This window comes from Pseudomonas sp. FW305-20 (assembly GCF_058788075.1).
Genome location: NZ_JBYTAJ010000032.1, coordinates 20,608 through 46,035, shown reverse-complemented (window position 1 = coordinate 46,035; position 25,428 = coordinate 20,608). Strand labels below are relative to the sequence as shown.

The 25,428-nt window shown below is 57.5% G+C and carries 28 protein-coding genes; 13 read left to right on the top strand and 15 right to left on the bottom strand.

Going from position 1 to position 25,428, the window contains the following annotated elements:
- The first annotated feature begins 76 nt into the window (after nucleotides 1–76).
- Nucleotides 77–418: a Grx4 family monothiol glutaredoxin gene (gene grxD, locus AC3WP4_RS22940; protein WP_074874033.1), complete on the top strand. Its 342-nt coding sequence runs from the start codon at nucleotides 77–79 to the stop codon at nucleotides 416–418.
- A 175-nt stretch (nucleotides 419–593) separates the two neighbouring features.
- Here the strand turns inward: grxD and bfr are convergent, their stop codons facing one another.
- Together bfr and AC3WP4_RS22930 are read right to left on the bottom strand one after the other, a co-directional pair.
- Nucleotides 594–1,067 carry a bacterioferritin gene (gene bfr, locus AC3WP4_RS22935; RefSeq protein WP_074874034.1) on the bottom strand — a complete coding sequence of 158 codons (474 nt, stop codon included), beginning with the start codon at nucleotides 1,065–1,067 and terminating at the stop codon, nucleotides 594–596.
- A gap of 198 nt (nucleotides 1,068–1,265) precedes the next feature.
- The gene (locus tag AC3WP4_RS22930) at nucleotides 1,266–1,484 is read right to left on the bottom strand and encodes a bacterioferritin-associated ferredoxin (RefSeq protein WP_008155585.1); all 219 of its coding nucleotides are present in this window, start codon (nucleotides 1,482–1,484) and stop codon (nucleotides 1,266–1,268) included.
- A gap of 302 nt (nucleotides 1,485–1,786) precedes the next feature.
- On the opposite strand from AC3WP4_RS22930, the gene AC3WP4_RS22925 reads away from it, so the two are divergent.
- On the top strand, nucleotides 1,787–2,389 hold the full coding sequence (locus AC3WP4_RS22925) for a peroxiredoxin (RefSeq protein WP_008155583.1): 603 nt from the start codon (nucleotides 1,787–1,789) through the stop codon (nucleotides 2,387–2,389).
- A 75-nt stretch (nucleotides 2,390–2,464) separates the two neighbouring features.
- Here the strand turns inward: AC3WP4_RS22925 and rnt are convergent, their stop codons facing one another.
- A complete protein-coding gene (gene rnt / locus AC3WP4_RS22920) occupies nucleotides 2,465–3,142 on the bottom strand; it encodes a ribonuclease T (RefSeq protein ID WP_008155580.1) in 678 nt (225 codons plus the stop codon).
- On the bottom strand, nucleotides 3,139–4,185 hold the full coding sequence (gene pyrC, locus AC3WP4_RS22915; protein WP_008155578.1) for a dihydroorotase: 1,047 nt from the start codon (nucleotides 4,183–4,185) through the stop codon (nucleotides 3,139–3,141). Before pyrC ends, rnt begins: the two co-directional genes overlap by 4 nt.
- 159 nt (nucleotides 4,186–4,344) lie before the next feature.
- Between pyrC and AC3WP4_RS22910 the strand changes: the two genes are divergently transcribed.
- Both AC3WP4_RS22910 and AC3WP4_RS22905 read left to right on the top strand, forming a co-directional pair.
- Nucleotides 4,345–5,253 (top strand): flagellar protein MotY, encoded by a 909-nt coding sequence (locus tag AC3WP4_RS22910; RefSeq protein WP_074874035.1) that lies wholly within the window; start codon nucleotides 4,345–4,347, stop codon nucleotides 5,251–5,253.
- Nucleotides 5,254–5,382: 129 nt separating this feature from the next.
- On the top strand, nucleotides 5,383–6,600 hold the full coding sequence (locus AC3WP4_RS22905) for an argininosuccinate synthase (protein WP_007898502.1): 1,218 nt from the start codon (nucleotides 5,383–5,385) through the stop codon (nucleotides 6,598–6,600).
- Nucleotides 6,601–6,749: 149 nt separating this feature from the next.
- On the opposite strand, the gene AC3WP4_RS22900 is transcribed toward AC3WP4_RS22905, so the two are convergent.
- Nucleotides 6,750–7,382, bottom strand: coding sequence for a hypothetical protein (locus tag AC3WP4_RS22900; protein ID WP_074874036.1), 633 nt, complete (start codon nucleotides 7,380–7,382; stop codon nucleotides 6,750–6,752).
- A 576-nt stretch (nucleotides 7,383–7,958) separates the two neighbouring features.
- On the opposite strand from AC3WP4_RS22900, the gene AC3WP4_RS22895 reads away from it, so the two are divergent.
- The gene (locus tag AC3WP4_RS22895) at nucleotides 7,959–8,585 is read left to right on the top strand and encodes a response regulator transcription factor (RefSeq protein ID WP_008155570.1); all 627 of its coding nucleotides are present in this window, start codon (nucleotides 7,959–7,961) and stop codon (nucleotides 8,583–8,585) included.
- A gap of 83 nt (nucleotides 8,586–8,668) precedes the next feature.
- Here the strand turns inward: AC3WP4_RS22895 and AC3WP4_RS22890 are convergent, their stop codons facing one another.
- From AC3WP4_RS22890 to metG, 8 genes are all read right to left on the bottom strand, one after another.
- Nucleotides 8,669–8,848 carry a PA3496 family putative envelope integrity protein gene (locus AC3WP4_RS22890; RefSeq protein WP_007898493.1) on the bottom strand — a complete coding sequence of 60 codons (180 nt, stop codon included), beginning with the start codon at nucleotides 8,846–8,848 and terminating at the stop codon, nucleotides 8,669–8,671.
- A 106-nt stretch (nucleotides 8,849–8,954) separates the two neighbouring features.
- Nucleotides 8,955–9,593 carry an endonuclease III gene (nth, locus tag AC3WP4_RS22885; protein ID WP_074874037.1) on the bottom strand — a complete coding sequence of 213 codons (639 nt, stop codon included), beginning with the start codon at nucleotides 9,591–9,593 and terminating at the stop codon, nucleotides 8,955–8,957.
- 25 nt (nucleotides 9,594–9,618) lie between these two features.
- Entirely contained in the window at nucleotides 9,619–10,206 is a 588-nt protein-coding gene (locus tag AC3WP4_RS22880; RefSeq protein WP_102615644.1) for an Rnf-Nqr domain containing protein, read from the bottom strand.
- A complete protein-coding gene (locus tag AC3WP4_RS22875) occupies nucleotides 10,199–10,810 on the bottom strand; it encodes an RnfABCDGE type electron transport complex subunit G (protein ID WP_074874039.1) in 612 nt (203 codons plus the stop codon). The genes AC3WP4_RS22880 and AC3WP4_RS22875 overlap by 8 nt, the downstream gene beginning before the upstream one ends.
- The gene (locus tag AC3WP4_RS22870) at nucleotides 10,807–11,799 is read right to left on the bottom strand and encodes an RnfABCDGE type electron transport complex subunit D (protein WP_074874040.1); all 993 of its coding nucleotides are present in this window, start codon (nucleotides 11,797–11,799) and stop codon (nucleotides 10,807–10,809) included. Before AC3WP4_RS22870 ends, AC3WP4_RS22875 begins: the two co-directional genes overlap by 4 nt.
- Nucleotides 11,786–12,796, bottom strand: coding sequence for an electron transport complex subunit RsxB (gene rsxB / locus AC3WP4_RS22865; RefSeq protein WP_102615643.1), 1,011 nt, complete (start codon nucleotides 12,794–12,796; stop codon nucleotides 11,786–11,788). The genes AC3WP4_RS22870 and rsxB overlap by 14 nt, the downstream gene beginning before the upstream one ends.
- Entirely contained in the window at nucleotides 12,793–13,362 is a 570-nt protein-coding gene (locus AC3WP4_RS22860; RefSeq protein WP_102615642.1) for an electron transport complex protein RnfA, read from the bottom strand. Before AC3WP4_RS22860 ends, rsxB begins: the two co-directional genes overlap by 4 nt.
- A 142-nt stretch (nucleotides 13,363–13,504) precedes the next feature.
- The gene (metG, locus tag AC3WP4_RS22855) at nucleotides 13,505–15,556 is read right to left on the bottom strand and encodes a methionine--tRNA ligase (RefSeq protein WP_076028463.1); all 2,052 of its coding nucleotides are present in this window, start codon (nucleotides 15,554–15,556) and stop codon (nucleotides 13,505–13,507) included.
- Nucleotides 15,557–15,923: 367 nt separating this feature from the next.
- Here metG and apbC point away from each other — a divergent pair, with 367 nt between their 5' ends.
- Complete coding sequence (apbC, locus tag AC3WP4_RS22850; RefSeq protein ID WP_074874044.1) at nucleotides 15,924–17,018, top strand: iron-sulfur cluster carrier protein ApbC; 1,095 nt, start codon at nucleotides 15,924–15,926, stop codon at nucleotides 17,016–17,018.
- 130 nt (nucleotides 17,019–17,148) lie between these two features.
- Here the strand turns inward: apbC and AC3WP4_RS22845 are convergent, their stop codons facing one another.
- Entirely contained in the window at nucleotides 17,149–17,907 is a 759-nt protein-coding gene (locus AC3WP4_RS22845; protein WP_076028462.1) for an SDR family oxidoreductase, read from the bottom strand.
- A 168-nt stretch (nucleotides 17,908–18,075) separates the two neighbouring features.
- Here AC3WP4_RS22845 and AC3WP4_RS22840 point away from each other — a divergent pair, with 168 nt between their 5' ends.
- The 4 genes from AC3WP4_RS22840 (at nucleotide 18,076) to groL (ending at nucleotide 21,585) form a co-directional block, all read left to right on the top strand.
- Nucleotides 18,076–18,807: a HugZ family pyridoxamine 5'-phosphate oxidase gene (locus tag AC3WP4_RS22840; RefSeq protein WP_076028461.1), complete on the top strand. Its 732-nt coding sequence runs from the start codon at nucleotides 18,076–18,078 to the stop codon at nucleotides 18,805–18,807.
- 66 nt (nucleotides 18,808–18,873) lie between these two features.
- On the top strand, nucleotides 18,874–19,350 hold the full coding sequence (locus AC3WP4_RS22835; RefSeq protein ID WP_008155548.1) for an FxsA family protein: 477 nt from the start codon (nucleotides 18,874–18,876) through the stop codon (nucleotides 19,348–19,350).
- A 248-nt stretch (nucleotides 19,351–19,598) separates the two neighbouring features.
- Complete coding sequence (locus tag AC3WP4_RS22830; RefSeq protein WP_007948593.1) at nucleotides 19,599–19,892, top strand: co-chaperone GroES; 294 nt, start codon at nucleotides 19,599–19,601, stop codon at nucleotides 19,890–19,892.
- Between the two features lie 49 nt (nucleotides 19,893–19,941).
- On the top strand, nucleotides 19,942–21,585 hold the full coding sequence (gene groL / locus AC3WP4_RS22825) for a chaperonin GroEL (RefSeq protein WP_074874047.1): 1,644 nt from the start codon (nucleotides 19,942–19,944) through the stop codon (nucleotides 21,583–21,585).
- Between the two features lie 92 nt (nucleotides 21,586–21,677).
- Here the strand turns inward: groL and AC3WP4_RS22820 are convergent, their stop codons facing one another.
- Nucleotides 21,678–22,421 carry a phosphatase PAP2 family protein gene (locus AC3WP4_RS22820; protein ID WP_102615640.1) on the bottom strand — a complete coding sequence of 248 codons (744 nt, stop codon included), beginning with the start codon at nucleotides 22,419–22,421 and terminating at the stop codon, nucleotides 21,678–21,680.
- Between the two features lie 218 nt (nucleotides 22,422–22,639).
- Here AC3WP4_RS22820 and colR point away from each other — a divergent pair, with 218 nt between their 5' ends.
- From colR to AC3WP4_RS22805, 3 genes are all read left to right on the top strand, one after another.
- Complete coding sequence (gene colR, locus AC3WP4_RS22815) at nucleotides 22,640–23,323, top strand: two-component system response regulator ColR (protein ID WP_074874049.1); 684 nt, start codon at nucleotides 22,640–22,642, stop codon at nucleotides 23,321–23,323.
- Entirely contained in the window at nucleotides 23,313–24,596 is a 1,284-nt protein-coding gene (locus tag AC3WP4_RS22810) for a sensor histidine kinase (RefSeq protein ID WP_102615639.1), read from the top strand. Before colR ends, AC3WP4_RS22810 begins: the two co-directional genes overlap by 11 nt.
- Nucleotides 24,597–24,759: 163 nt before the next feature.
- A complete protein-coding gene (locus tag AC3WP4_RS22805) occupies nucleotides 24,760–25,428 on the top strand; it encodes a class I SAM-dependent methyltransferase (RefSeq protein ID WP_074874051.1) in 669 nt (222 codons plus the stop codon).

The following is a 25,428-nucleotide window of genomic DNA, read 5'->3' as shown; positions in this document are numbered from 1 at the left end:
AGCAGGGTGCTCGGGTTTCCGTTACAATGCGCCACCGTGCCGACCCCTGAGTCGGAAAGTTCAGCCGAGGTGCTCCATGGATATCATCGAAACGATTAAAGAGCAGATTGCTAACAACACCATTCTGCTTTACATGAAAGGCTCGCCGAATGCCCCGCAGTGTGGCTTCTCCGCGAAAGCCGCGCAGGCCGTGATGGCGTGTGGTGAAAAATTTGCTTACGTGGACATCCTGCAGAACCCGGAAATCCGCGCCAACCTGCCAAAATACGCCAACTGGCCAACCTTCCCGCAACTGTGGGTTGGCGGTGAGTTGGTCGGCGGTAGCGACATCATGACCGAGATGGCTGCAGACGGTTCGCTGCAAACCACCATCAAGGCTGCTGTTGAAAAAGCTGCTGCTGGCAAGACCGAAGCCTGATTAGCTCTTTGCAGGAGCAAAGCTTGCTCACGATGCAGGCGCCGCGGTTCAGCAAGAACACCGCGTCATCGTTCATCGCGGGCAAGCCATGCTCCTGCAAGAACAGGCATAAAAAAGCCCCGCCTCCTAAAAGAGAGCGGGGCTTTTTATTGTTCCGAGTTTAGCGGGCGCTAACTTACTCTTCGCCCATCTGCGATTGCAGATAGTTCTCAAGACCGACTTTATCGATCAGGCCCAGTTGGGTTTCCAGCCAATCGATATGTTCTTCTTCGGATTCAAGAATATCTTCAAGCAGTTCACGGCTACCAAAGTCGCCAACGGTTTCGCAATGAGCGATAGCCGCTTTGAGATCCGCATGACCTGTGCGCTCGATACGCAGGTCGCACTCAAGCATTTCCTGGGTGTGCTCGCCGATCTGCAGCTTGCCCAGGTCCTGGACGTTCGGCAGGCCTTCAAGGAACAGAATGCGCTTGATCAGCTTGTCCGCGTGCTTCATCTCGTCGATGGATTCGTGGTATTCGTGCTTGCCAAGTTTGTTCAGGCCCCAATCTTCATACATACGTGCATGCAGGAAGTATTGATTGATCGCGACCAGCTCATTGGCAAGGATCTTGTTGAGATGCTGGATGACTGTAATGTCGCCTTTCATGATGGGGTCCTGCCCTAAATAGCTGTCTATGAGGCAGAGTTTGAGCTGCGATATTAAGAGTGTCAAACCTAAGTTATTGAAACTTAAATGAAAATTAATCGGAATAAGAATGTTTGTGTTCCGCGTCTAGAGCGTAAGCGTTTGATTTTCAGACATAAAAAAACCGGACATCTAGTCCGGTTCTTTGAAATACGTTAATTACGCGGCAGTAAATTCTACAGGGTAGGGAATCGCGGCCTGGGCGGATTGCAATTTGGTCAGGGTTTCGCGGACCACTTCCTTGGCAAGGCAGGCACATTTACCGCATTGGCTGGCTACGCCGGTGGCCTGACGGACTTCCTTATAACTGCAGCAACCTTCATAGATCGCTTCGCGGATTTGACCGTCGGTGACGCCAGTGCAGAGGCAAACATACATAAGTGAAAACCGTCGCTGGTTGTGACTCAATTGCGATGGATCTTAATGTTAACGAGAATGATTGTCAAAGTGGTTTCTGAAAGCTTTGTTCAAGCCTGACGAACGGTTTCCTCTCAGCATCGATCACCAGGAAAACCCGTCGGCTGCATTTCCCCTGACAAAAAAACCGTTAAGGACAGGTCAAAAACGCAGTGTATGATGGCCGGTCCTTATGAAGCGGGTTCGTGTCACAGGGCTGTCGCCCGAAGGTGGCAGGCTGGCACAAACCCGGAACTTCACGTTTTTACACCAGGAGATATCCAATGAGCGTACTCGTAGGCAAACAAGCCCCTGACTTCACCGTACCGGCTGTACTCGGCAATGGCGAAATCGTAGACAGCTTCACCCTGTCGTCGGCCATCAAAGGCAAATACGGCCTGGTGTTCTTCTACCCACTGGACTTTACCTTCGTTTGCCCGTCCGAGCTGATCGCTCTGGACAACCGCATGTCTGACTTCAAGGCACGCAACGTTGAAGTGATCGCCGTTTCGATCGACTCGCACTTCACCCACAACGCCTGGCGCAACACCCCGGTCAACAATGGTGGTATCGGCCAGGTCCGTTACACCATGGCTGCCGATATCAAGCAGGAAATCATGAAGGCTTACGACGTTCAGTCCGCTGACGGCGTAGCTTTCCGTGGTGCGTTCCTGATCGACGACAAAGGCGTTGTCCGCTCGCAGATCATCAACGACCTGCCGCTGGGCCGTAACATCGAAGAGCTGGTTCGTCTGGTCGACGCACTGCAATTCCACGAAGAGCACGGTGAAGTTTGCCCTGCCAACTGGAAAAAAGGCGACAAAGGCATGACCGCTTCCACCGAAGGTGTTGCGGCTTACCTGACCGAGCACGCTGCTGCGCTGTAAGGTACGTTTGAGGCATAAAAAAACCGGCCGTAGAGGCCGGTTTTTTTATGGGCGGGATAAATCCAGCGACCGGGATCAGTCGTTGAAGTCTTCCCAGCCGCCCATTTGTTTCCAGCGATTGACGATGCCGCAGAACAGCTCGGCGGTCTTCTCGGTGTCGTAGCGAGCCGAGTGGGCCTCACGACCGTCGAAGTCGATATCGGCGGCCTGACAGGCCTTGGCCAGCACGGTTTGGCCATAAGCCAGACCGGCCAGGGTCGCGGTATCGAAGCTTGAGAACGGGTGAAACGGATTACGTTTCATGTCCAGACGCGCGACAGCGGCGTTGAGGAAACCCAGGTCGAAGCTGCTGTTGTGCCCGACCAGAATCGCCCGTTTGCAGCCGTTGGCTTTCAGGGCCTTGCGGATGCCGCGGAAAATATCGGTCAGGGCCGTTTCTTCGCTCACCGCCATACGCAGCGGGTGATCGAGTTTGATCCCGGTGAATTCCAGCGCGGCCGCTTCAATGTTCGCGCCTTCAAAAGGCTCGACGCGGAAGAAATAGGTGTGATCGGGATACACAAACCCTTTTTCATCCATGGCGATAGTGGTTGCGGCAATTTCCAGCAAGGCGTCAGTGGCAGAGTTGAAACCACCGGTTTCAACGTCGACAACAACGGGCAGGTATCCACGGAAGCGCTCAGCCATCGGGTGGCGCGAACCACCTCCGCCGCCTTGACCGTCCTGTTCGTCGTCGAAATGGTCTTCACTCACGCGTGTTCCTCCAGCAGGCGCCAGCGCAGTTTTTCACCGGCGCGCAGCGGGATTACGGTCAGCTCGCCAAATGGCAGGCTGGTTGGGGCGGTCCACTCTTCGCGGACCAGGGTGATGCGATCGGTGTTCACCGGCAGGCCGTAGAAACGCGGGCCGTTCAGGCTGGCGAAGGCTTCGAGCTTGTCCAGCGCGTTGCGCTGTTCGAAGGCTTCGGCATACATCTCGATCGCTGCATAAGCGGTGTAGCAACCGGCGCAGCCGCAAGCGGCTTCTTTGGCGTGCTGGGCATGGGGCGCCGAGTCGGTGCCGAGGAAGAACTTGTCGCTGCCGCTGGTGGCGGCGTCGAGCAGGGCTTCCTGATGGGTGTTGCGCTTGAGGATCGGCAGGCAATAGAAGTGCGGCCGAATCCCGCCCACCAGCATGTGGTTGCGGTTGTACAGCAGGTGATGCGCGGTGATGGTCGCGCCTACATTGGCCGAAGCCTCGTTGACGAACTGCACGGCGTCGGCGGTGGTGATGTGTTCGAACACCACTTTGAGGCTAGGGAAGCGCTCGACCACACGACGCATGTGCTCATCGATGAAGATTTTTTCGCGATCGAACACGTCGACATCGCCACGGGTGACTTCACCGTGAACCAGCAAGGGCATCCCGACTTCGGCCATGGCCTCGAGTGCAGGGAAAATCTTGTCGATGCTGGTGACACCAGAGTCCGAGTTGGTGGTCGCGCCGGCCGGGTACAGCTTGGCGGCGTGAATGAAGCCGCTGGCCTTGGCCTCGCGAATTTCTTCGGGCTGGGTGCGGTCGGTCAGGTACAGCACCATCAATGGTTCGAAGCGGCTGCCAGCCGGGCGTGCAGCGAGAATCCGCTGGCGATAGCCGTCGGCTTCAGCGGTGTTACGCACCGGAGGTACCAGGTTGGGCATGATGATGGCGCGACCAAAGGTGCGCGCGACATCCGCGACTGTATTGGGCAACACAGCACCATCGCGAAGATGAATATGCCAGTCGTCGGGACGCAGCAGGGTCAGGCGGTCGGACATGAGGGGATTCCAGGCGGGTCAAACTGAGGGGAATGCTACCGGAAAAGACTCTTCCAGGCACTCGCTATCAAGTTTTGCAGGAAGCTTCCGATATCCAACAGGTATGCCGTAAACATCTGTGTGTCGGTCTTTTTGTTGTAGAAGCCAGTGGAGCCTCCCGTGCGCCAGCGTTATTTAGCCTTGCTCAGTGTGTTTGCCAGCCTTCCTGCGATGGCGCTCACTTTCCAGACCCGTCTGGAGAGCATTGAGTGGACGGTCGAAGGAGACAAGTTCGAATGTCGTCTGACTCAGCCGATCACTGATTTTGGTTCGGGTGAGTTCGTGCGCCGTGCGGGTGAGCAAGCGACGTTCCGTCTGAAGGCCTATAACGCGATGATCGGCGGTGGTTCGGCCACCCTGCTGGCGGCGGCTGCCCCTTGGCAGCCGGGGCGCGGCGACATCAACCTCGGTTCTGTGCGAATTGGCAGCGGCAATGTGTTGTTCAACAGCTCGCAAGTTCAGGCCGGCCGCTTGATCAGTGGCCTGTTGGATGGTCGCAGTCCGGTCGTTCGACATCACTCGGGCGATGGTCGAGTGTCAGAAGTGCGTCTGTTGCCCGTCAAGTTCAGCCAGGCATTTAATGATTATCAGGGCTGCGTGGCGAAGCTGCTGCCGAAGAATTTCGAGCAGGTTAAACAGTCGCAGATTGGCTTCCCCGGCGAAGGCATGGATCTGGACGCGCAGGCCAAGGCGCAATTACAAGTGATGCTGGAGTTCATGAAGGCTGATCCGACGGTCAACCACATCGAGCTCGATGGCCACTCCGATAACAGCGGCAACCGCCTGACCAATCGGGATTTGTCGCGACGTCGGGCCCTGGCAGTCATGGAATTCTTCAAGGCCAACGGCATTCAGGAGTCGCAGATCACCGTGCGTTTTCATGGTGAGCGTTATCCATTGGCGCCCAATACCAACTCCGCTAACAGGGCGAAGAACCGTCGGGTCAACGTGCACCTCGCGCGGGTTGCGCCCACCGAAAAACCGGCCCCTCAGGCCACGGCATCGGCGAGCGCCGCGTCAACCTCCTGAACCTGCTGTTATCGTCGCTCACTCGACATAATCTGTCGCTTCGTCGTCATAAGCTGTCGCGCCTCTGTAAATTGCCCTGCATGAGCGGTAGACTTGGCGGCTTTCCGTAGAACCCCGTGGAGTGATGGCATGGCGGACGTAAACAAGGTCGTTCTGGCGTATTCCGGCGGCCTGGACACTTCGGTGATCCTCAAGTGGCTGCAGGATACTTATAACTGTGAAGTCGTGACCTTCACCGCTGACCTGGGTCAGGGCGAAGAAGTCGAACCTGCACGCGCCAAGGCACAGGCCATGGGCGTGAAAGAGATCTACATCGACGACTTGCGCGAAGAATTCGTGCGCGATTTCGTTTTCCCGATGTTCCGCGCCAACACCGTTTACGAAGGCGAGTACCTGCTGGGTACTTCCATCGCTCGTCCGTTGATCGCCAAGCGCTTGATCGAAATCGCCAACGAAACCGGCGCGGATGCCATTTCCCACGGTGCCACCGGCAAGGGCAACGACCAGGTTCGTTTCGAACTGGGCGCCTACGCCTTGAAACCAGGTGTGAAAGTGATTGCTCCGTGGCGCGAATGGGACCTGCTCTCCCGTGAAAAGCTGATGGATTATGCTGAAAAGCACAACATCCCGATCGAGCGTCACGGCAAGAAAAAATCCCCGTACTCGATGGATGCCAACCTGCTGCACATCTCCTATGAAGGCGGCGTGCTGGAAGACACCTGGACCGAGCACGAAGAAGACATGTGGAAATGGACCGTCTCCCCGGAGAAGGCTCCAGATAAAGCGCAATACCTGGAACTGACCTACCGCAACGGCGACATCGTGGCACTGGACGGCGTCGAAATGACCCCGGCTACCGTGCTGGCGACCCTGAACCGTATCGGTGGCGAACACGGTATCGGCCGTCTCGACATCGTCGAGAACCGTTACGTGGGCATGAAGTCCCGCGGCTGCTACGAAACCCCAGGCGGCACCATTATGCTGCGCGCCCACCGAGCGATCGAATCGATCACCCTGGACCGCGAAGTGGCTCACCTCAAAGACGAGCTGATGCCTAAATACGCCAGCCTGATCTACACCGGTTACTGGTGGAGCCCTGAGCGTCTAATGCTGCAACAGATGATCGATGCGTCCCAGGCTCACGTGAACGGCGTTGTGCGCCTGAAGCTGTACAAGGGCAACGTGATCGTCACTGGTCGCAAGTCCGACGAATCGTTGTTCGATGCCAATATTGCGACCTTCGAAGAAGATGGCGGCGCCTACAACCAGGCCGACGCGGCGGGCTTCATCAAGCTCAACGCGTTGCGCATGCGTATTGCGGCGAACAAAGGCCGGAAGCTTTTCTGAGACCTTTGAAACCGTAGAGTTGTGGCCTTGTCGGTGACAAGGCCACAATTTCTGAATAGGGGGATTTTCCTGCGGACATCATGTTCAGCGCTCTTTTTGTCTCTGTAATACCTTCCTTCTGATTCCTCTTTCTGAATGCTCTTCAAGCGTTACCTGCTGCGTGTCAGGTAAAAAGAATGATCAAGAATCGTCAGACCGCGTGAATTCAAATTGTAGGCAATGCAAAGTGTTGAGCCGTTGCGATTTTTTGCCTGTCTTGATTGCTTGGTTGCGCTTTCCTTCAGTAGTGCCTCTGATTCAGTACAAGTGAGAAATATGATCACTTGTGCAGGACTTCCCTGTGGGTGCCGGTTTTTTTCGATCCAGGCGCCGAATTCCGTTTTCTTGTTTAGCCACCGCGCATCGACGATGTGCAGGTTTTGCAACTGCTCGGCCAGACTCACGTGCTGAAGAGCCGAAAGGCCCGAATGAATATCGATTCGGGGGGGAGGGTCCTTCAGGTTATCGGGCCGCTGACCACGTTCAGCATTGTCCATCACTTTTATAAATTGCTTTCCCTTGCTGTAATCGGAGGGCGCGTACAGCGACCGGTAGTTGAAGTTTAGTGTGGCGAAGAAAAGAAAAAGCAAATAAAAAGGAAAACTGATCAGGAACCAGACATAGAGTTCCCGCTCCTTATTGTCTAGAAAGGGCAGCGAGACGGCGGCGGATGTTTCAGAAATGGCGGCGAATATCGCAATGACTGTCATGGGGTTTATGATTTTTTTCTTTTGTTTGTTCATGTTTTCTGCTCATGGAAGTATTGTCTTTTCTCGATTGATTAGTGTTTTTAGTTTGATATTTATAACGAATAGTTGGAATTTATGTTGGCGCGGAACTCCTTTTAGTGTTGGGTTTGAATAGTATGATAGTAGCGTTATTGTATGCGGGTCGGGTATCTCTGTTCCTGGTGTTTTAAGTAGTGTTGCGTTAAATGTATTTTTTAAGTGTTGCCTTGTGTGATTTTTTTCTTGTTCCTTTTTATGTGGTTTTTGTCGGGTAAAATCGAAAGTGGTAAATATCAGTTACTTTTAAGGGTAGCTCAATAGCCAGAGTTCGTTTGATCGCTTGCGGCGAATCCTCTTGTTCAGGTTTCTGGTTGTAAATGGAAACAAAAAAATTGCGGATAATCGAAATGTTTTCAGGTTGATAAAATTTTTCCTCTCACGATATTTTCTGAAAATTTGTAAGACAATTCCCTAATATCTGTAGGGAATGTCTCTCGGTGTGGGTGGCCGAGGGGGGCGGCATGCCATGGGGGAAACGACTAGGCTATTGTGCGGGCTCTAAAAATTCGAACAGCGAAATTGGACTTGCCCATGAATAAAGTGCTGATCGTGGATGATCACCCTGTCATTCGTCTTGCGGTGCGTATGCTAATGGAACGTCATGGCTACGAAGTCATTGCAGAGACAGACAATGGCGTGGATGCGTTGCAACTTGCCCGTGAGCATATGCCGGATATTGTCATCCTGGATATTGGAATACCGAAACTTGATGGATTGGAAGTCATCGCGCGTCTGACCTCGACAGCAATGCCCATGAAGGTACTGATATTAACTTCCCAGGCGCCAGGGCATTTTTCAATGCGCTGCATGCAATCCGGTGCCGCCGGGTATGTTTGCAAACAACAAGATCTCACTGAGTTGCTCAGTGCAATAAAGGCAGTATTGTCGGGCTACAGTTACTTTCCGAATCAAGCCTTGCATACTGTGCGTTCAAGTTTGGGGAACGCCAGTGAAGCCGATATGGTCGATCGACTGTCGGGACGGGAAATGATGGTTTTGCAGCAATTGGCTCGAGGCAAGACCAACAAGGAAATCGCCGACGGAATGTTCCTCAGCAACAAGACCGTCAGCACTTACAAGACTCGTCTGTTGTTGAAGCTCAATGCCCGCTCCCTGGTCGACCTGATCGAATTGGCTCAACGCAATGGTCTGGTGTGACCGCCTCGGCGTTTGACGAGGCGCGAGGGGGATCCAGCGGCGACACTTAGTAAAAAGCCTCCGTTTCGGGAGGCTTTTAGGTGTCATAGGTCAAAATCGTAATCGGCCAATTGCTTTTGCAGTCGGCGCTCCTCCAGCAGGTTATCGATGGTACGGCGTTTGCTCAGGTTGGTCTTCGCCACTTCAACCACCGGTTCAGCATCATCAGCCTCAACAGGGGTGAAGTCGTCTTCTACGTCCAATTGCTCTTTGCCAGTGCTCATAGTGTTACTCCAGGCTAAGGCTGCCTTTGGCGCTCCTTATATCGATAATCTCCCGGCGGGTAAAAAAGATTTTTTCAATCGATAAATCAAAAAACCTAATAGCGCCTCAATCGTCCGACGTCTTGTGCTTGTATTCGCACAAATCTTCAATCCGGCAACTGCCGCAGCGAGGCTTGCGGGCAAGGCAAACGTAGCGTCCGTGAAGGATCAGCCAGTGATGGGAATCCAGCAGGTATTCCTTCGGCACGAACTTCATCAGTTTTTGTTCAACCTCGACCACATTTTTCCCTGGCGCAATGCCGGTACGGTTGCTGACCCGGAAAATATGCGTGTCCACGGCCATGGTCAGCTGGCGGAATGCGGTATTGAGCACCACGTTGGCAGTCTTGCGGCCGACGCCGGGTAACGCTTCCAGCTCTTCACGGGTTTGCGGCACTTCGCCCCCATGACGTTCGATCAGTAAGCGACAGGTCTCGATCACGTTTTTCGCTTTGCTGTTGAACAGGCCGATGGTCTTGATGTATTCCGACAGTCCCTCGACCCCCAAGGCATAAATTGCAGCCGGTGTATTGGCTACCGGGTAGAGCTTGGCGGTGGCCTTATTGACGCCGACATCGGTCGACTGTGCCGAGAGGATCACGGATATCAGCAATTCGAACGGCGAGGAGTAGGCCAGTTCGGTCTTCGGCTCCGGGTTGTCTTCGTGAAATCGGCGAAAAATTTCCAGGCGTTTTGCGGCATTCATGGGCAGTGAATTTCCTCGAAGGCGGTCAGTGTGAAGGCGTCGAGCGGGTCCAGGCCTGACGTGCGGCGATCAGCAGTCCCAGCAGTATGAATCCGCCAGGGGCCAGGGTGACCAGGCGCAAGCCGCCGTCGGCAGTGAGCACCCAGCCTTGCCAGTCCGTTTGTGCGGTGCCTGCCAGCCATGGCAGATGGCTGCCGAGTGTCCCGCTGCCGATGAGTTCGCGCAGCAAGCCAAGGCCCACCATCAACGCGCCGAACAGGCCACTCAGGCGCAGGCGATCACGCCAGGTACTCTGGTGAAAACCGGTGTGTTCCAGCACAACGCATTGCAAGGCAATCAACCCTGCATAGAACCCAACATGCTGGTGCCATTGCAGCGACCAGACTTGCGCGGCGAGTTCGATGCAGCTGGTCAGTGCGGCGGCCAGCAGGATGCTGGCAAGCAGACGTGTCTCTGGGACAAGTCGGGGTCGCAAGGCGCCCATGCTCACTCCAAAGGCACTGATCGCCACGATGAACATCATCCACAAGCCCAGGGCGGACACCAATGAATCCGTGGCACCGATCAGCGGCGCAAGCATCAGTGAATTGTGCAGCGTCGAGGACTTATTCATGAGTGCTGCTCCCAATCAACTGTCGCTGATGTTCGTCGAAATAGCGCAACGCGTCATGGATAGCGTTGATGACCGCTCTCGAAGTGATGGTCGCCCCCGCCATTTGATCGAATTGCCCCTGATCCTTTTTCAACGCCCAGCCATTGTCGGAAGGTTCGCTTCGGGACTTTCCGGAAAAAGCCTGAAGCCAGGTATTGGGCCAGTCGGCGAGTCGACCGCCCAGCCCCGGAGTTTCCGATTGCCTCAGCGTTTTGACGCCGAGCACTTTGCCGTTTGCGCCGATTGCGATCAGCAATTCGATGGAACCTTCGTAACCCAGGGTCTGGCTGCGCAGCAACACCGCGCTGGTCTGGCCTGTCTTGGTCGCCAGGTAGCCACCCAGCAGCGTGCTGTTGGCCAACCCGGTATTTTCCAGGGCAAGTGGTTGGTCCAGCGGCTGATTGTCGTAGCTTCCAGCAGGGAGCAAGTCCAGCAGGTTACGACTGTCGATCAGGCGCTGTTCGGCCGCAATGCGCGGCGCGCTGGTGTGCTGCACGAGGTAAGTCGCGCCAATCCCCAAGGCTGCCAGCACCACCAGGATCACAACACTCGACGTCCGGCTCATGGCGCACCCCGTTCCAGTCTGGAAGCGGCAAACCGCTCCAGCGCCGGCACACAGAGGTTCATCAACAGGACGGCAAAGGCGACGCCGTCCGGATAGCCACCCCAGGTACGAATCAGATACGTCAGCAGCCCGACGCCCACGCCAAACAGCAGTCGCGCGCTGGGGCTTTTTGCGCCGGACACCGGTTCCGTGACGATGAAGAATGCGCCCAGCATGCTCGCGCCAGTTAGCAGATGAAACAGCGGCGAACCGTGGGAGTCGGAGCCTGAGCCGTTCCAGCACAGCAGGCTGATGATGAACAGGCTGGCGAGCATGCCGACCGGCGCATGCCAGCTGAACACCCGTCGTTGCAGCAGAAACGCACCGCCCGCCAGAAAGGCCAGGTTGACCCATTCCATGCCTCGGCCGCCGAAATGACCGAACGCCGGGTTGGCGGTAAACAGTTCATCCATCGTCAGGCTTTTGTTGATCCGCAGGCTGTCCAGCGCCGTGGCCTGGACCCAGGCATCCGGAGCCTGGCTGAGGCTGAACCCGAACACCTGCTGCAAACCGCCGATCAGGTCCAGTCCATGGGACGACGGCCAGAGGGTCATCTGTTGGGGAAAGGTCACCAGCACCAGGGCGAAGCCCAGCATTGCCGGGTTGAACGGATTCTTGCCAACGCCGCCGTACAGGTGTTTGCCAAATACCATCGCGCACGCTGCGGCGAAGACCGTCAGCCACCACGGGCAATACGGCGGCAGGGCCAGCGCCAACAGCGTCGCGCTGACCAGTGCGCTGCCGTCGCTCAAGGTTGGCTTGAGCGCCTGCTTGCGCAAGCGCAACACGGCCGCTTCAACGGCCAGTGCGGTAACACCCGTCAGAACCAGGTTGATCAACACGCCCCAGCCATACAGCCAGAAAAACACCAGCAGCCCCGGCACGGTGGCCAGCAATACCAGCTTCATGGCTTGCTGAAGGCGCTCATCGACCGATTCAAGGGGCGGCATAGGCATCCACCTGACGCTCGGCTTCATTGACCGCCAGTTCCAGGGCTTCAATCTGCTCAGCCGGCGCTTCGCTGGCTTGGGCTTTCTTGAGTTCGGTGCGGCGCATGGCCAACTGGATCTTTGCCCGATTCAGCTGCGCATTTTTCGCTGGAACGACGGGGGGCGCGGCTGGCGGTGCAGCACTTTCCAGTTTCGCCAACGCCTGTTCGGCAGCCTCGAATTGCTGTTGCAAGACGATCAGTTGCGACTGCTGTTCGAAGGTCGGCGGATGCCCGAAGGCCTTGAGTGACTTGTTCAGTTGCGCCCGACTCATCGCCAGATCGATCTTGGCCTTTTTCAACGCCGCATCGGCATTGGCTGCCTTCTGTACACGGACACGCTCAAGAGCGGCCTGAACCGGGTCGAGTGTCGCTACCTCACTGTGCTGGGCGGCGCGTTGGGCCCGGGCCTGACGCTCGGCGATTTTCTGTTCTTCTTCGCGATGCAGGCGCGCGTTGCGCTGTTCGAATCGCTGCCGTGCGTGATTGCGTTTGGCCGTCCGGGCGCGTTGCTCCTCAAGGCTGAACGCCAGACCGCCGACAACCGGCAGCACCGTGTCCAGCGGCAAGGGCCGCATTTCGATGCAATCCACCGGGCAGGGCGCTACGCACAGGTCGCAACCGGTGCATTCATCGACGATCACCGTATGCATCAATTTCGCCGCGCCGACAATCGCATCCACCGGACAGGCCTGAATGCACTTGGTGCAACCAATACACTCCGCTTCACGAATATAGGCGATCTGCGCCGGGGCCGAACCGCGACTGACGTCCAGTTCCAGCACCGGCACTTTCAACAGTTCGGCCAGGGCCGCGATGGTCTCGCTGCCGCCTGGCGGGCACTTGTTGATCGGTTCGCCGTTGGCAATGCCTTCGGCGTACGGTTTGCATCCGGGGTGGCCGCACTTGCCGCATTGGGTCTGCGGCAACAGGGCGTCGATGCGTTGAATCAGACTCATGTTTTGATCAGTCCGCTGAATCCGAGAAAGGCCACTGCAATCAGTCCAGCGCCGATCAGGTCGATGGGCAGGCCGCGAAAGGGCAGGGGGATATCATTTTCGAGGGTGCGTTGGCGCAAGTCACTGAACAGGCTCAGTACCAGCCAGAATCCCAGCCCGGCGCCCAGGCTCAGGGCCACGGCGTGGAAGAAGCCTTTGTCGTCCTGAGCATTGAGCAGCGTCAAGCCGAGTACGCCGGCGTTGCCCAGCAGCAGGGGCCAGAGGCCATTGAACGCAAATTTTGGAAGTGACCGGGAAAGCACTTTCAGCAGCGGGCCAATCAGCAGAACGCTTAATGGCAGGAAGACAAAAAGGCGCAGCGACGTCAGCTCCAGCGGGACCAGCAACCAACGGTAGGCCGCGTAGCCCAGCGTGCCGACGATCAGCATCAAACACGTGGTCGCAAGGCCCAATGCGTGAACTTGCCGATGCTCGTTGCCCAGCAGCGGATCGACGCCCAGCGGCCAGTGCAACACGAGGTTGTTGATCAGGGCAGTGCTGATAAGCGTAAGAAGCAATTCGGTCATGGTCGTGCCGGCAAGAACGGGGCTTTTTAACGGAGCGGTCTAAAAAGCTTAGGCATTATCCGGCAAGGACGGAGGGTGGGCCAGACATGAAAATCCCACAGTCGCGCCAGGCACGACTGTGGGATTGGTTTACCGCACAGCCTTACTTGATGCGCTGGCCTGGCTTGGCGCCGCTGTCAGGGCTGAGCAGGTAGATTTCTTCACCGCCAGGGCCGGCCGCCATCACCATGCCTTCGGAGATGCCGAACTTCATTTTCCGGGGCTTGAGGTTGGCGATCATCATGGTCAGGCGACCATTGAGCTTGGACGGATCCGGATAAGCGCTCTTGATCCCGGAGAACACATTGCGTTGCTCGTCACCAATGTCGAGGGTCAGGCGCAGCAGTTTGTCGGCACCTTCCACGTGTTCGGCCTTGAGGATCAGAGCGACGCGCAGGTCGATAGCGGCAAAGGTATCGAACTCGATTTCCGGTGACAGCGGATCCTTGGCCAGTTCGCCATTGCCGGCAGGTGCAGCATCGCCGGTGTCGGTAGCGCTGGCGGTCAGGTCTTCTTTCGAGGCGTCGCTCATGGCTTGCACTTTTACCGGGTCGATACGGGTCATCAACGGTTTGAACTCGTTCAGTTGATGATTGCTGAGCAAGGTCGCGTGGTCGTCCCAGGTCAGCGGCGCGACGTTCAGGAACGCCTCGGCGTCGGCGGCCAGCAGCGGCAGCACCGGCTTGAGGAAAATCACCAGCTGGCGGAACAGGTTGACGCCCAGGGCGCAGATGGCCTGGACTTCGTCTTGCTTGCCTTCCTGTTTGTTCAGCGACCACGGTGCCTTGTCGGCAATCCAGGCATTGGCACGGTCGGCCAGGCCCATGATCTCGCGCATGGCGCGGGCGAAGTCGCGAGCCTCGTAGGCTTCGGCGATGCTCGGCGCTGCGGCGAGGAACGCTTCGGTCAGTTCCGGCGCGGCATTGCCCGCCACCAGCACACCGGCGTTGCCTTTATGGATGAAACCGGCGCAACGGCTGGCAATGTTGACGACTTTGCCGACCAGATCGGAATTGACCTTCTGCACGAAGTCTTCGAGGTTCAGGTCCAGGTCATCGACGCCACGGCTCAGCTTGGCCGCGTAGTAGTAGCGCAGGTATTCCGGCGACAGGTGGTCGAGATAAGTCCGGGCCTTGATGAAAGTGCCGCGGGATTTGGACATTTTCTGACCGTTGACGGTCAGGTAGCCGTGTACGTTGATGCCGGTCGGTTTACGGAAACCGGCGCCTTCGAGCATGGCTGGCCAGAACAGGGCGTGGAAGTTGACGATGTCCTTGCCGATGAAATGGTACAGCTCGGCGGTGGAATCCTTACCCCAGAACGCGTCGAAATCAAGGGCGGGCGTGCGGTCGCAAAGGTTCTTGAAGCTGGCCATGTAGCCGATCGGCGCGTCGAGCCAGACGTAGAAGTATTTGCCCGGCTCGTCGGGGATTTCGAAACCGAAGTACGGCGCATCGCGGGAGATGTCCCACTGTTGCAGGCCGGCGTCCAGCCATTCGGCGATTTTGTTCGCCACGGCTTCTTGCAGGGTGCCGCTGCGGGTCCAGGCTTGCAGCATTTCCTGGAAGTCCGGCAGCTTGAAGAAGAAGTGCTGGGAATCCTTGAGCACCGGCGTGGCGCCGGAGATCGCCGACTTCGGATCCTTCAGGTCGGTTGGCGCGTAGGTCGCACCGCATTTTTCGCAGTTGTCGCCGTACTGGTCTTCGGTGCCGCATTTCGGGCAGGTGCCCTTGATGAAGCGGTCGGCCAGGAACATTTTCTTTTCCGGGTCGAAGTACTGGGTGATCGAGCGCGTGGCAATGTGCCCGGCGTCGCGCAGCTTCAGGTAGATCTGGCTCGACAGCTCACGGTTTTCTTCGGCGTGAGTGGAGTGGAAGTTGTCGAAGTCCACCAGGAACTCGGCAAAGTCGGCGCTGTGTTCAGCCTGGACGTTGGCGATCAGTTGTTCCGGGGTGATGCCTTCCTTTTCCGCGCGCAACATGATGGCCGAACCGTGGGCGTCGTCGGCGCAGACATAAATGCATTGATTGCCGCGGTGCTTCTGGAAGCGCACCCACATATCGGTCTGGATGTATTCCAGCATGTGGCCAAGATGGATCGAACCATTGGCATAGGGCAGGGCGCTGGTAACGAGGATCTTGCGTGGCTCGGACATGGGGCTCGGCTACTTGATGAAACGGAGGTCGGCCACTATAAAGCGCTGGCGTATATTTTTCACCCTTCGGGCCTGTTTCCGAATGCATCGCCTCTGAAAAGAGTGGTGATGAGTTTGCTTGGTGCAGGTGGGCTTTTGTGGCGAGGGAGCTTGCTCCCGCTGGGTGGCGAAGCCGCCCCAACCCCTGTAACCCGGTTCCGACAGAAGGATCGCATCAACTTGATTACGACTGCTGCGCAGCCGAGCGGGAGCAAGCTCCCTCGCCACCAGGATGTGTTTGCCACAAATCATCGTGGGGCATGCCGTCTATGATGTAGAACGGTTAGGATACCCGCCTGATTTTTCAGTCTTGCTATCGGAGTTGCCCATGAGCGCCGTCAATCGCGCAGCGGTGGAAGCCGTCCTTCGCCAATACACCGACCCTTACCTGAACCTGGACCCGGTCAGCGCCGGGTGCGTTCGCAGCATCGACATTCAGGGTGATCGCGTCAGCGTCCAGCTGGAGCTGGGTTATGCCGCCGGCCTGTTCAAGAGTGGCTGGGCGCAGTTGCTGCAAATGGCCATTGAAGGGCTGGACGGCGTGACCATCGCTCGCGTCGAGATCACCAGTGTCATTGCCGCACACAAGGCTCAAGCGCAGATCCCCGGGCTGGCCAACGTCAAGAACGTGGTGGCCGTGGCGTCCGGCAAGGGCGGTGTGGGTAAATCGACGACCGCCGCCAACCTGGCCCTGGCCCTGGCCCGCGAAGGCGCCAAGGTCGGGATTCTCGACGCGGATATCTACGGTCCGAGCCAAGGCATCATGTTCGGCATCCCTGAAGGCACCCGGCCCCAGGTCAAGGATCAGAAGTGGTTCATTCCGATCGAGTCCCATGGTGTCGAAGTCATGTCCATGGCGTTCCTGACTGACGACAACACGCCGATGGTCTGGCGCGGACCGATGGTTTCCGGCGCCTTGTTGCAACTGGTCACTCAAACCGCCTGGGGCGACCTGGATTACCTGGTCATCGACATGCCGCCAGGCACCGGCGACATCCAGCTGACCCTGGCGCAGAAAGTCCCGGTGGCCGGCGCGGTGATCGTTACCACGCCGCAAGACCTGGCATTGCTGGACGCACGCAAGGGCGTGGAGATGTTCCGCAAGGTCAACATTCCGGTGCTGGGCGTAGTGGAAAACATGGCCGTGCACATCTGCTCCAACTGCGGGCATGCCGAGCATCTGTTCGGTGAGGGCGGTGGTGTGAAGCTGGCCAACCAGTACGGCGTCGAGCTGCTGGCTTCGTTGCCGCTGGCGATGGCCATCCGCGAACAGGCCGACGGCGGCAAGCCAACGGTGATCGCCGAGCCCGACAGCCCGATTGCAATGGTTTACCAGGAACTGGCCCGCCATGTCGGCGCGCGGATCGTGTTGCAGGAAGCGGTATCGCCCGCGATGCCCAATATCACCATCAGCGACGATTAATTCACTGAAGGAATGCAATCCCCTGTGGGAGCGGGCTTGCTCGCGAATGCGGTGTGTCATCAGCAGTAATGTTGACTGACGCACCGCATTCGCGAGCAAGCCCGCTCCCACATTTGTTTTGTGTCGGGATTTAGATCCGCAACCCGCCATCCAGCTCCAGAATCCGACCGCTGATGTAGTCGTTCTCGAAGATGTACGCCGCCGAATGGGCGATCTCTTCAGGCGTGCCCATGCGCTTGAGTGGAATCACTGACGTTATCTTCTCCAGCGCCTCAGGCTTCATGCTCAGCGTCATTTCTGTTTCGATAAAACCCGGTGCAATGCCTGCCACACGAATACCGTAGCGTGCCAATTCCTTCGCCCAGGTCACGGTCATCGCAGCGACACCGGCTTTGGCGGCGGAGTAGTTGGTCTGGCCGGCGTTGCCCGCACGGGAGATCGACGAGATATTAATGATCGTGCCGCTGTTGTTCAGCTCGATCATTTTGGCCGCGACTTCACGGGTGCACAGGAACACCCCCGTCAGATTGACGTCAATGACCGACTGCCACTGGGCCAGGCTCATCTTGGTCATCTCGCCGTCCTTGACCTTGATGAGCAAGCCATCGCGCAGGATCCCGGCGTTGTTGATCAGGCCATGGATCGCACCGAAGTCTTCGGCCACCTGGGCGACCATATGCGTCACTTGCTCTTCATTGGCGACATTGCACAGATAAGCGCGAGCCTCGACGCCTTTGGCCTTGCAAGCGGCGACGGTGTCGTCGAGCTTTTCCTGGTTCAGGTCCACCAGCGCCAGCTTCGCGCCTTTACCGGCGAAATACTCGGCCATGGAACGGCCTAAACCCTGGCAACCGCCCGTGATAATGATTACTTTGTCAGTGAGTTGCATTCGCATGCCCCAATAGCAGGTCAGAGGTGTGGTTTCCTTTTAGAGAGTAGCCTCTCGATCTGCACCTGATGCGGCCTGGCTGCACATGAGAACTGCCCCGATAGCGCTCTGGAACTTATCCCAGGCGCCTGTCCGTTTTTTTGACGGATTCTAATAAGGAGTCATAAATTGAGCGTTGAAGCGGCCAAGAATGCCCGAGAATTGCTTCTCAAGGAATACCGTGGAGTGCTCTCGACGCATTCCAAGGCGATGCCCGGTTTCCCGTTTGGCTCCGTGGTTCCGTACTGTCTGGACGCACAGGGCTGGCCGCTGATCCTTATCAGCCGTATCGCCCAGCACACCCACAACCTGCAGAAAGATCCAAAATGCTCACTGTTCGTGGGCGAGCGAGGGGCCGAAGACGTGCAAGCCGTTGGTCGCCTGACCTACCTCGCCGAAGCCGAAAAGCTCGAGGACGAGGCCGCCATCGACGCGGCGGCTGAGCGTTACTACCGCTATTTCCCTGATTCGCAGAGCTACCACAAGGCTCATGATTTCGATTTCTGGGTGCTCAAACCGGTACGCCACCGTTACATCGGCGGCTTCGGTGCGATTCACTGGGTCGATCAGTTAACGCTGGCCAACCCGTTCGCCGGAAAAGCCGAAGCGAGCATGGTCGAGCACATGAATGCCGATCACGCCAAAGCCATCGCCCATTACGTCGAACTGGCGGGGCTGCCGAAAACCGAGCCGGCGCAACTGGCGGGTATCGACACCGAAGGCATGCACCTGCGCATTGGCCAGGGGCTCTATTGGTTGCCGTTTCAAGCGCCGTGCAATACGCCGACACAAGTGCGCGAAGCCTTGGTTTTCCTGGCTCACGCCGAACATTGGCCAAAAAATGAAGGGGCCGACGCTTGAATTCACGAATTGGCGACGTCATCTAGGGGAGACTGGCAAGGCATTCTTGCGTTGAGGAACCATTTGATGCGCCCTTTTTTGTTGCTCTTTGTACTGTTTCCGGTGTTGGAGCTGTTCGTATTCGTCAAGGTCAGCGGGGCGATCGGGTTTTTCCCGGCCCTGCTGCTGGTCATTCTCGGCTCGATGCTCGGTGTGTTCGTGCTGCGTATCGCTGGTCTGGCAACCGCGTTGCGTGCTCGTGAAAGCCTGAACCGCGGCGAGTTGCCGGCCCAGACCATGCTCGAAGGCTTGATGCTGGCGCTGGCGGGTGGTCTGTTGATCCTGCCGGGCTTCGTCACTGACGTGCTGGGTCTGATCATGTTGCTGCCGATCTCTCGTCGACTGCTGGCCAATAAAATGCGCCAGCGTGCCGAAGAGGCGGCAATCCGTCAGCGTGCCTTCGCCGACGACCTTCAGCCACGTGGCGGTCCTGCCCCGCGCGAGCCGTTGGGCCGTGAGCCCAACGTGATCGAAGGCGAATTCGAACACCGCGATACCAAGTAATCCATACCATTGGCACGGCACCTTCGGGTGCCGTGTTCGTTTGTGGGGCAACAACCTGAAAAAATTTGCGTCCTCGCCCTTGTAATAAGCTTGCGCGCCCTTATGTAACGGTCACCGCAAGGTTTCTGGCGAACACGCCAGACAGACTTCCGCGGTTCGCTTGACGAACCGCACCCGGCACCGCCGGATTTGTTAAACCCGCCGGGAATACACCGGCCGATGAAAACCACAATTAGGAGAGATCGACAATGAAGCTTCGTCCTCTGCATGACCGCGTCGTCGTCCGTCGCAGCGAAGAAGAAAAGAAAACCGCTGGCGGCATCGTCCTGCCAGGTTCGGCTGCTGAAAAGCCAAACCAGGGTGAAGTCCTCGCTGTAGGCCCAGGCAAAGTGCTGGACAACGGTGAAGTGCGTGCACTGTCCGTAAAAGTGGGTGACAAGGTTGTGTTCGGTCCGTACTCCGGCAGCAACACTGTGAAAGTCGACGGCGAAGACCTTCTGGTAATTGGCGAGAGCGAAATCCTCGCCGTTGTCGAAGGCTGATTCCCCGCTCATTTTCCCGCTACTACAAAGTATTTAAGGAATATCGATCATGGCTGCTAAAGAAGTTAAGTTTGGCGATTCCGCCCGTAAGAAAATGCTCGCCGGTGTCAACGTCCTGGCTGACGCAGTAAAAGCGACCCTGGGCCCTAAAGGCCGTAACGTGATCATCGAGAAGAGCTTCGGCGCTCCGACCATCACCAAGGACGGCGTGTCCGTTGCCAAAGAAATCGAGCTGAAAGATCGCTTCGAAAACATGGGCGCGCAGCTGGTCAAAGACGTTGCCTCCCGTGCCAACGATGACGCAGGCGACGGCACCACCACCGCTACCGTTCTGGCTCAGTCGATCGTCAACGAAGGCCTGAAAGCCGTTGCTGCCGGCATGAACCCGATGGACCTGAAACGCGGCATCGACAAAGCGACCATCGCTATCGTCAAAGAGCTGAAAGCCCTGTCCAAGCCTTGCGCTGACACCAAGGCGATCGCTCAGGTCGGCACCATCTCGGCCAACTCCGACAGCTCCATCGGCGACATCATTGCCGAAGCCATGGAAAAAGTCGGTAAAGAAGGCGTGATCACCGTTGAAGAAGGCTCGGGCCTGGAAAACGAACTGTCGGTTGTTGAAGGCATGCAGTTCGACCGTGGCTACCTGTCCCCGTACTTCGTCAACAAGCCAGAGACCATGACCGCCGAGCTGGACGGTCCGCTGATCCTGCTGGTCGACAAAAAAATCTCGAACATCCGCGAAATGTTGCCAGTACTGGAAGCCGTTGCCAAAGCCGGCCGTCCACTGCTGATCGTGGCCGAAGACGTTGAAGGCGAAGCCCTGGCGACTCTGGTTGTGAACAACATGCGTGGCATCGTTAAAGTCGCAGCCGTCAAGGCTCCTGGCTTCGGCGACCGTCGCAAGGCCATGCTGCAGGACATCGCTGTTCTGACTGGCGGTACCGTTATCTCCGAAGAAATCGGTCTGAGCCTGGAAAGCACTACCCTGGAACACCTGGGTAATGCCAAGCGCGTGATCCTGTCCAAAGAAAACACCACCGTGATCGACGGTGCCGGCGTTGAGGCTGACATCCAGGCTCGCGTTCTGCAGATCCGTCAGCAAGTGGCCGACACTTCGTCCGACTACGACCGTGAAAAACTGCAAGAGCGTCTGGCCAAACTGTCCGGCGGCGTTGCAGTGATCAAGGTTGGCGCTGGTTCCGAAGTTGAAATGAAAGAGAAGAAAGCCCGCGTTGAAGACGCCCTGCACGCTACCCGTGCAGCCGTTGAAGAAGGCGTGGTACCTGGCGGCGGCGTGGCACTGGTTCGCGCTCTGCAGGCAATCTCCGAGCTGAAAGGCGACAACGATGACCAGAACGTTGGCATCCAGTTGCTGCGTCGCGCTGTTGAAGCGCCACTGCGCCAGATCGTTGCCAACTCCGGTGACGAGCCAAGCGTAGTAGTCGACAAGGTCAAGCAGGGTTCGGGTAACTACGGTTACAACGCTGCTACCGGCGAATACGGCGACATGATCGAAATGGGTATCCTGGACCCGGCAAAAGTGACTCGTTCGGCTCTGCAAGCGGCTTCGTCGATTGCCAGCCTGATGATTACCACCGAAGCCATGATCGCTGAGATCAAGGACGACGCACCAGCTGGCGGCGGCATGCCAGACATGGGCGGTATGGGCGGCATGGGCGGCATGATGTAAGCCAGCCTTACCCCGTACATAAAAACCCCGTCTGCGAAAGCAGGCGGGGTTTTTTATTGCCGGGATACAACGGTCACATTTGGATCTGTGTATCAGGCGTTTACCGGTTTCGCCTTGGTTGCTCGTTCAGCCTTCGAGGCTGGGCGATAAAGGATGTAGTAATACGCCCCCAGACATATCAGCCAGCAGAAAATCGCCGTCCACACGTTGTGCGAGAAGAAGTGCGCTCCTTGCATCATCCGGCTGATGGAAAACACCGTGCCCAACGTGAAAGCGAACACAAACGCCTTGCGCGCCAGGCGCGGACGACGGTCACGCAGGACAAAAAACAGCGCAAACAGTGTGAAACCGGTCGCTGCATGCCCGCCGGGCCAGCAACGGCCCGGTTTATCGGTGTGCGGGCGAGGGCTGAGCAGTTCGCTATAGGTTTCGTGACCGCCAAACTGCTCCAGGCTCCACGGGCACTGGACGGCCGTCACTGCTTTGACTGGCGTGACAAAGGAGGTCGCCAGCGCCAGAGATAACACCAGGCAGCCCAGTTCCCGTTGGATCGGTTTGAGCCGGTCGATGAAAAAGGAGGCGATGAAACCGAGGATGGCCAACACCGAAAAGGCGATGACCACCTGCTTGGCGCGGTCATGCAGGATGTCTTCCAGGAAGTAACTGTGCCGCCCGATGAAATCCCCCGCGACCGGGTCATAGAACAGCTTGGCCAGGTCCATGTCCAAGGACGTCAGTTCGAGCAGCATCAGAATGATCGCCGCGATGACGGGAACGCCCAGGCACACCCAGAAATTCAGCGGGCGGGAGGCGGGGCGACCGGCAGTCGAAACCATGGCAATTCCTTGGTCAATGAAAGGTTCTGAACACGCAGCCGCGCGGAGTTTGAGCCTGTTCCTGTCGTCGACGTGTGAATCGATAGTGAAAAAGTCGTTAAAGGCGCCCCGGGTTTATAGGTTGAATATGCAACCGCACGCAGTCCTAGCCCTCAGCCACACTTGGCCTTAAGCTGCGCGGGCCAAGACGGCCGTTACTGTGTACGCAGGAGACACCCATGCGAATTCTATTGGTTGAAGACAACCGCGATATCCTGGCCAATCTGGCCGATTACCTGGGGCTCAAGGGTTATACCGTGGATTGCGCGCAGGACGGTTTGTCAGGCTTGCACCTGGCGGCCACCGAGCATTACGACTTGATCGTGCTCGACGTCATGCTGCCTGGCATCGACGGTTACACCCTGTGCAAACGTCTGCGTGAAGACGCGCGTCGCGACACGCCGGTGATCATGCTCACCGCTCGCGATCAATTGGACGACCGCCTGCAAGGGTTCAAATCCGGTGCCGATGACTACCTGATCAAACCCTTTGCGCTCTCTGAATTGGCAGCGCGCATCGAGGCGGTCATGCGCCGTGCCCAGGGTGGCGGTCGCCGCACCCTGCAGGTCGGCGATCTGATCTACGACCTCGATACCCTGGAAGTGACCCGCGAAGGGCGACTGCTGAAACTCAACCCGGTGGGCCTGAAGTTGCTGGCCGTGCTGATGCAAAAAAGTCCGCATGTACTGCGTCGCGAAATTCTCGAAGAGGCGCTGTGGGGGGATGATTGCCCGGACAGCGACAGCCTGCGCAGCCACGTTCATCAATTGCGCCAGGTGATCGACAAGCCGTTCGCCAAACCGTTGCTGCAAACCGTACACGGTGTGGGTTATCGCTTGGCCGAGGGCCGAGATGGAGTTTAAACAGAGCCTTGCTCAACGGATCATCATCGCCTTTGCGCTGATGAGCGCATTGGTCGCCGGCGCCTTCGCAATGGGCATTGTGGCGACCGTACACCTGGTGGAAGAAAAACTGATTTCGGCCGGTCTGGGCGGCGACTTGCAACGGCTGTTGCTGATGGACAGTGTCATGGACTGGAACCATCGTCCCGAGCCGGACCAGCTGTTCTATTTCAGCGGCGGGCCGGGCGACTTCGAGCTTCCCAAGGACCTGCGGCACCTGGGCCCGGGCTTTCACGAAGTGTTTCGCGAACAGCTGTCGTACCACGCGATGGTCGAAGTCGTCGATGGCCGGCATTATGTGCTGCTGCAGGATCAGAGCGATTTCGAAGAGCGTGAACGGGTGCTGTTTGCCGTGGTGCTGGTGGGCTTCGTCTTGAGTCTGGCGTTGGCGGTGTTTCTTGGCTGGGTACTGGCGCGCAAAGTGATGGCGCCCGTGGTGCGCCTGGCCCGTCAGGTCCGCCACCGTGATCAATTATTAGGTCTTGCGCCCCCGCTGGCGCCGGATTACGCCGCCGACGAGGTGGGCGAGTTGGCCGTGGCCTTCGACGCCACCCTCGGGCGCTTGCGCCAGGCGTTGACCCGCGAACGGTTGTTCACCAGTGACGTCAGCCACGAACTGCGCACGCCATTGATGGTGCTGGCCAGTTCCTGCGAGCTGCTGCTGGAAAACCCCGGTATCGATCAGCGTGGACGTGCACAGGTCCAGCGCATCGCCCGCGCTTGCGAAGAGATGCGCGAGCTGGTGCAAACCTTCCTGATGTTGGCCCGCGCACAACGCGAAGACGCCAGCATGTCGCCCCAGCAGACCCTGGGCCAGGTCGCCGATGGACTGCTAAACCAGTGGCGCGAGCCGATCGAAGCCAAGGGGCTGGCGCTGATCTTTGAACCGGGCAATCCGGCCAACACGTGCTACAACGCAACCCTTTTGCATGCAGTCATGGGCAACTTGCTGCGTAACGCCCTGCATTACACCGAACGCGGATTCATCCGCCTGACGCTGACTGCCACGGGGTTCATGGTCGAGGACAGTGGCGTAGGCATTCCCGAGGAAAAGCGCGAGGCGATGTTCGAGCCGTTCGTGCGCGGCAACGAGAAGCGCGGTGAGGGCTTGGGGCTTGGGTTGTCACTGGTACAGCGCATCTGTGAAAACCAGGGGTGGACCGTCAGCCTGACGAACATGGAGCCCCATGGTTGTCGTTTTGAAGTGGAGCTGTGTCCGTCGCAGATGAATTGATCGGCCTGTTACACCGCCTTGGCCCGGGAGCTGTTGTTCGCACCCTGCAAAACCTCGAAATGATTTGAGGTTTTACATGACGTTTTTTTCACAAAGGAATGACCTGTCGCTGACACGGCGCTACCTATCGTGAATGCCATCAGCAGCTCTGGAGACCTTGGTGATGGCTGGCCCGATCAAACTGGATTTTTCCGAAAAGTACGACGACCAACACGCTCAACGATACCTGCGTAAACACCAGGATGGCCTTGGTCGCCGGCTGTCACACTGGCGTGACGAGCAACTGGCGCGCAAGGCGCTGGCGGCGGTCGGTGAGCCGGGGCTGATCCTCGATCTGCCCTGCGGTGCGGGGCGTTTCTGGCCATTGCTGGCGGAAAAAACCAATCGTGCGATCATTGGCGCCGACAACTCCGAATCCATGCTCAAGGTTGCCATGCAGGCGCAACCTGCCGAAGTGGTGAAACGGGTACAACCCTTGCACACTTCTGCATTCGACATCGCCTTGCCTGATAACGCCGTCGACAGCATTTTCTGCATGCGTTTGCTCCATCACATCGGTGAAGCCGAGCATCGACTGGCCATATTGCGTGAATTCGAGCGCGTCACGCGTGATAGCGTGGTCCTTTCCCTGTGGGTGGACGGCAATTTCAAAGCGTGGAAACGCAAACGCGCCGAGAAAGCACGTGGGCAGGAGGGTTACCAAAATCGATTTGTGTTACCGGCTGCTACGGTTGAAAAGGAATTTGAGCAGGCGGGTTTTCGCATCCAGGAACAACTGGACTTTTTACCGCTCTATGCGATGTGGCGGGTCTACGTATTACGCAAGAGGTAA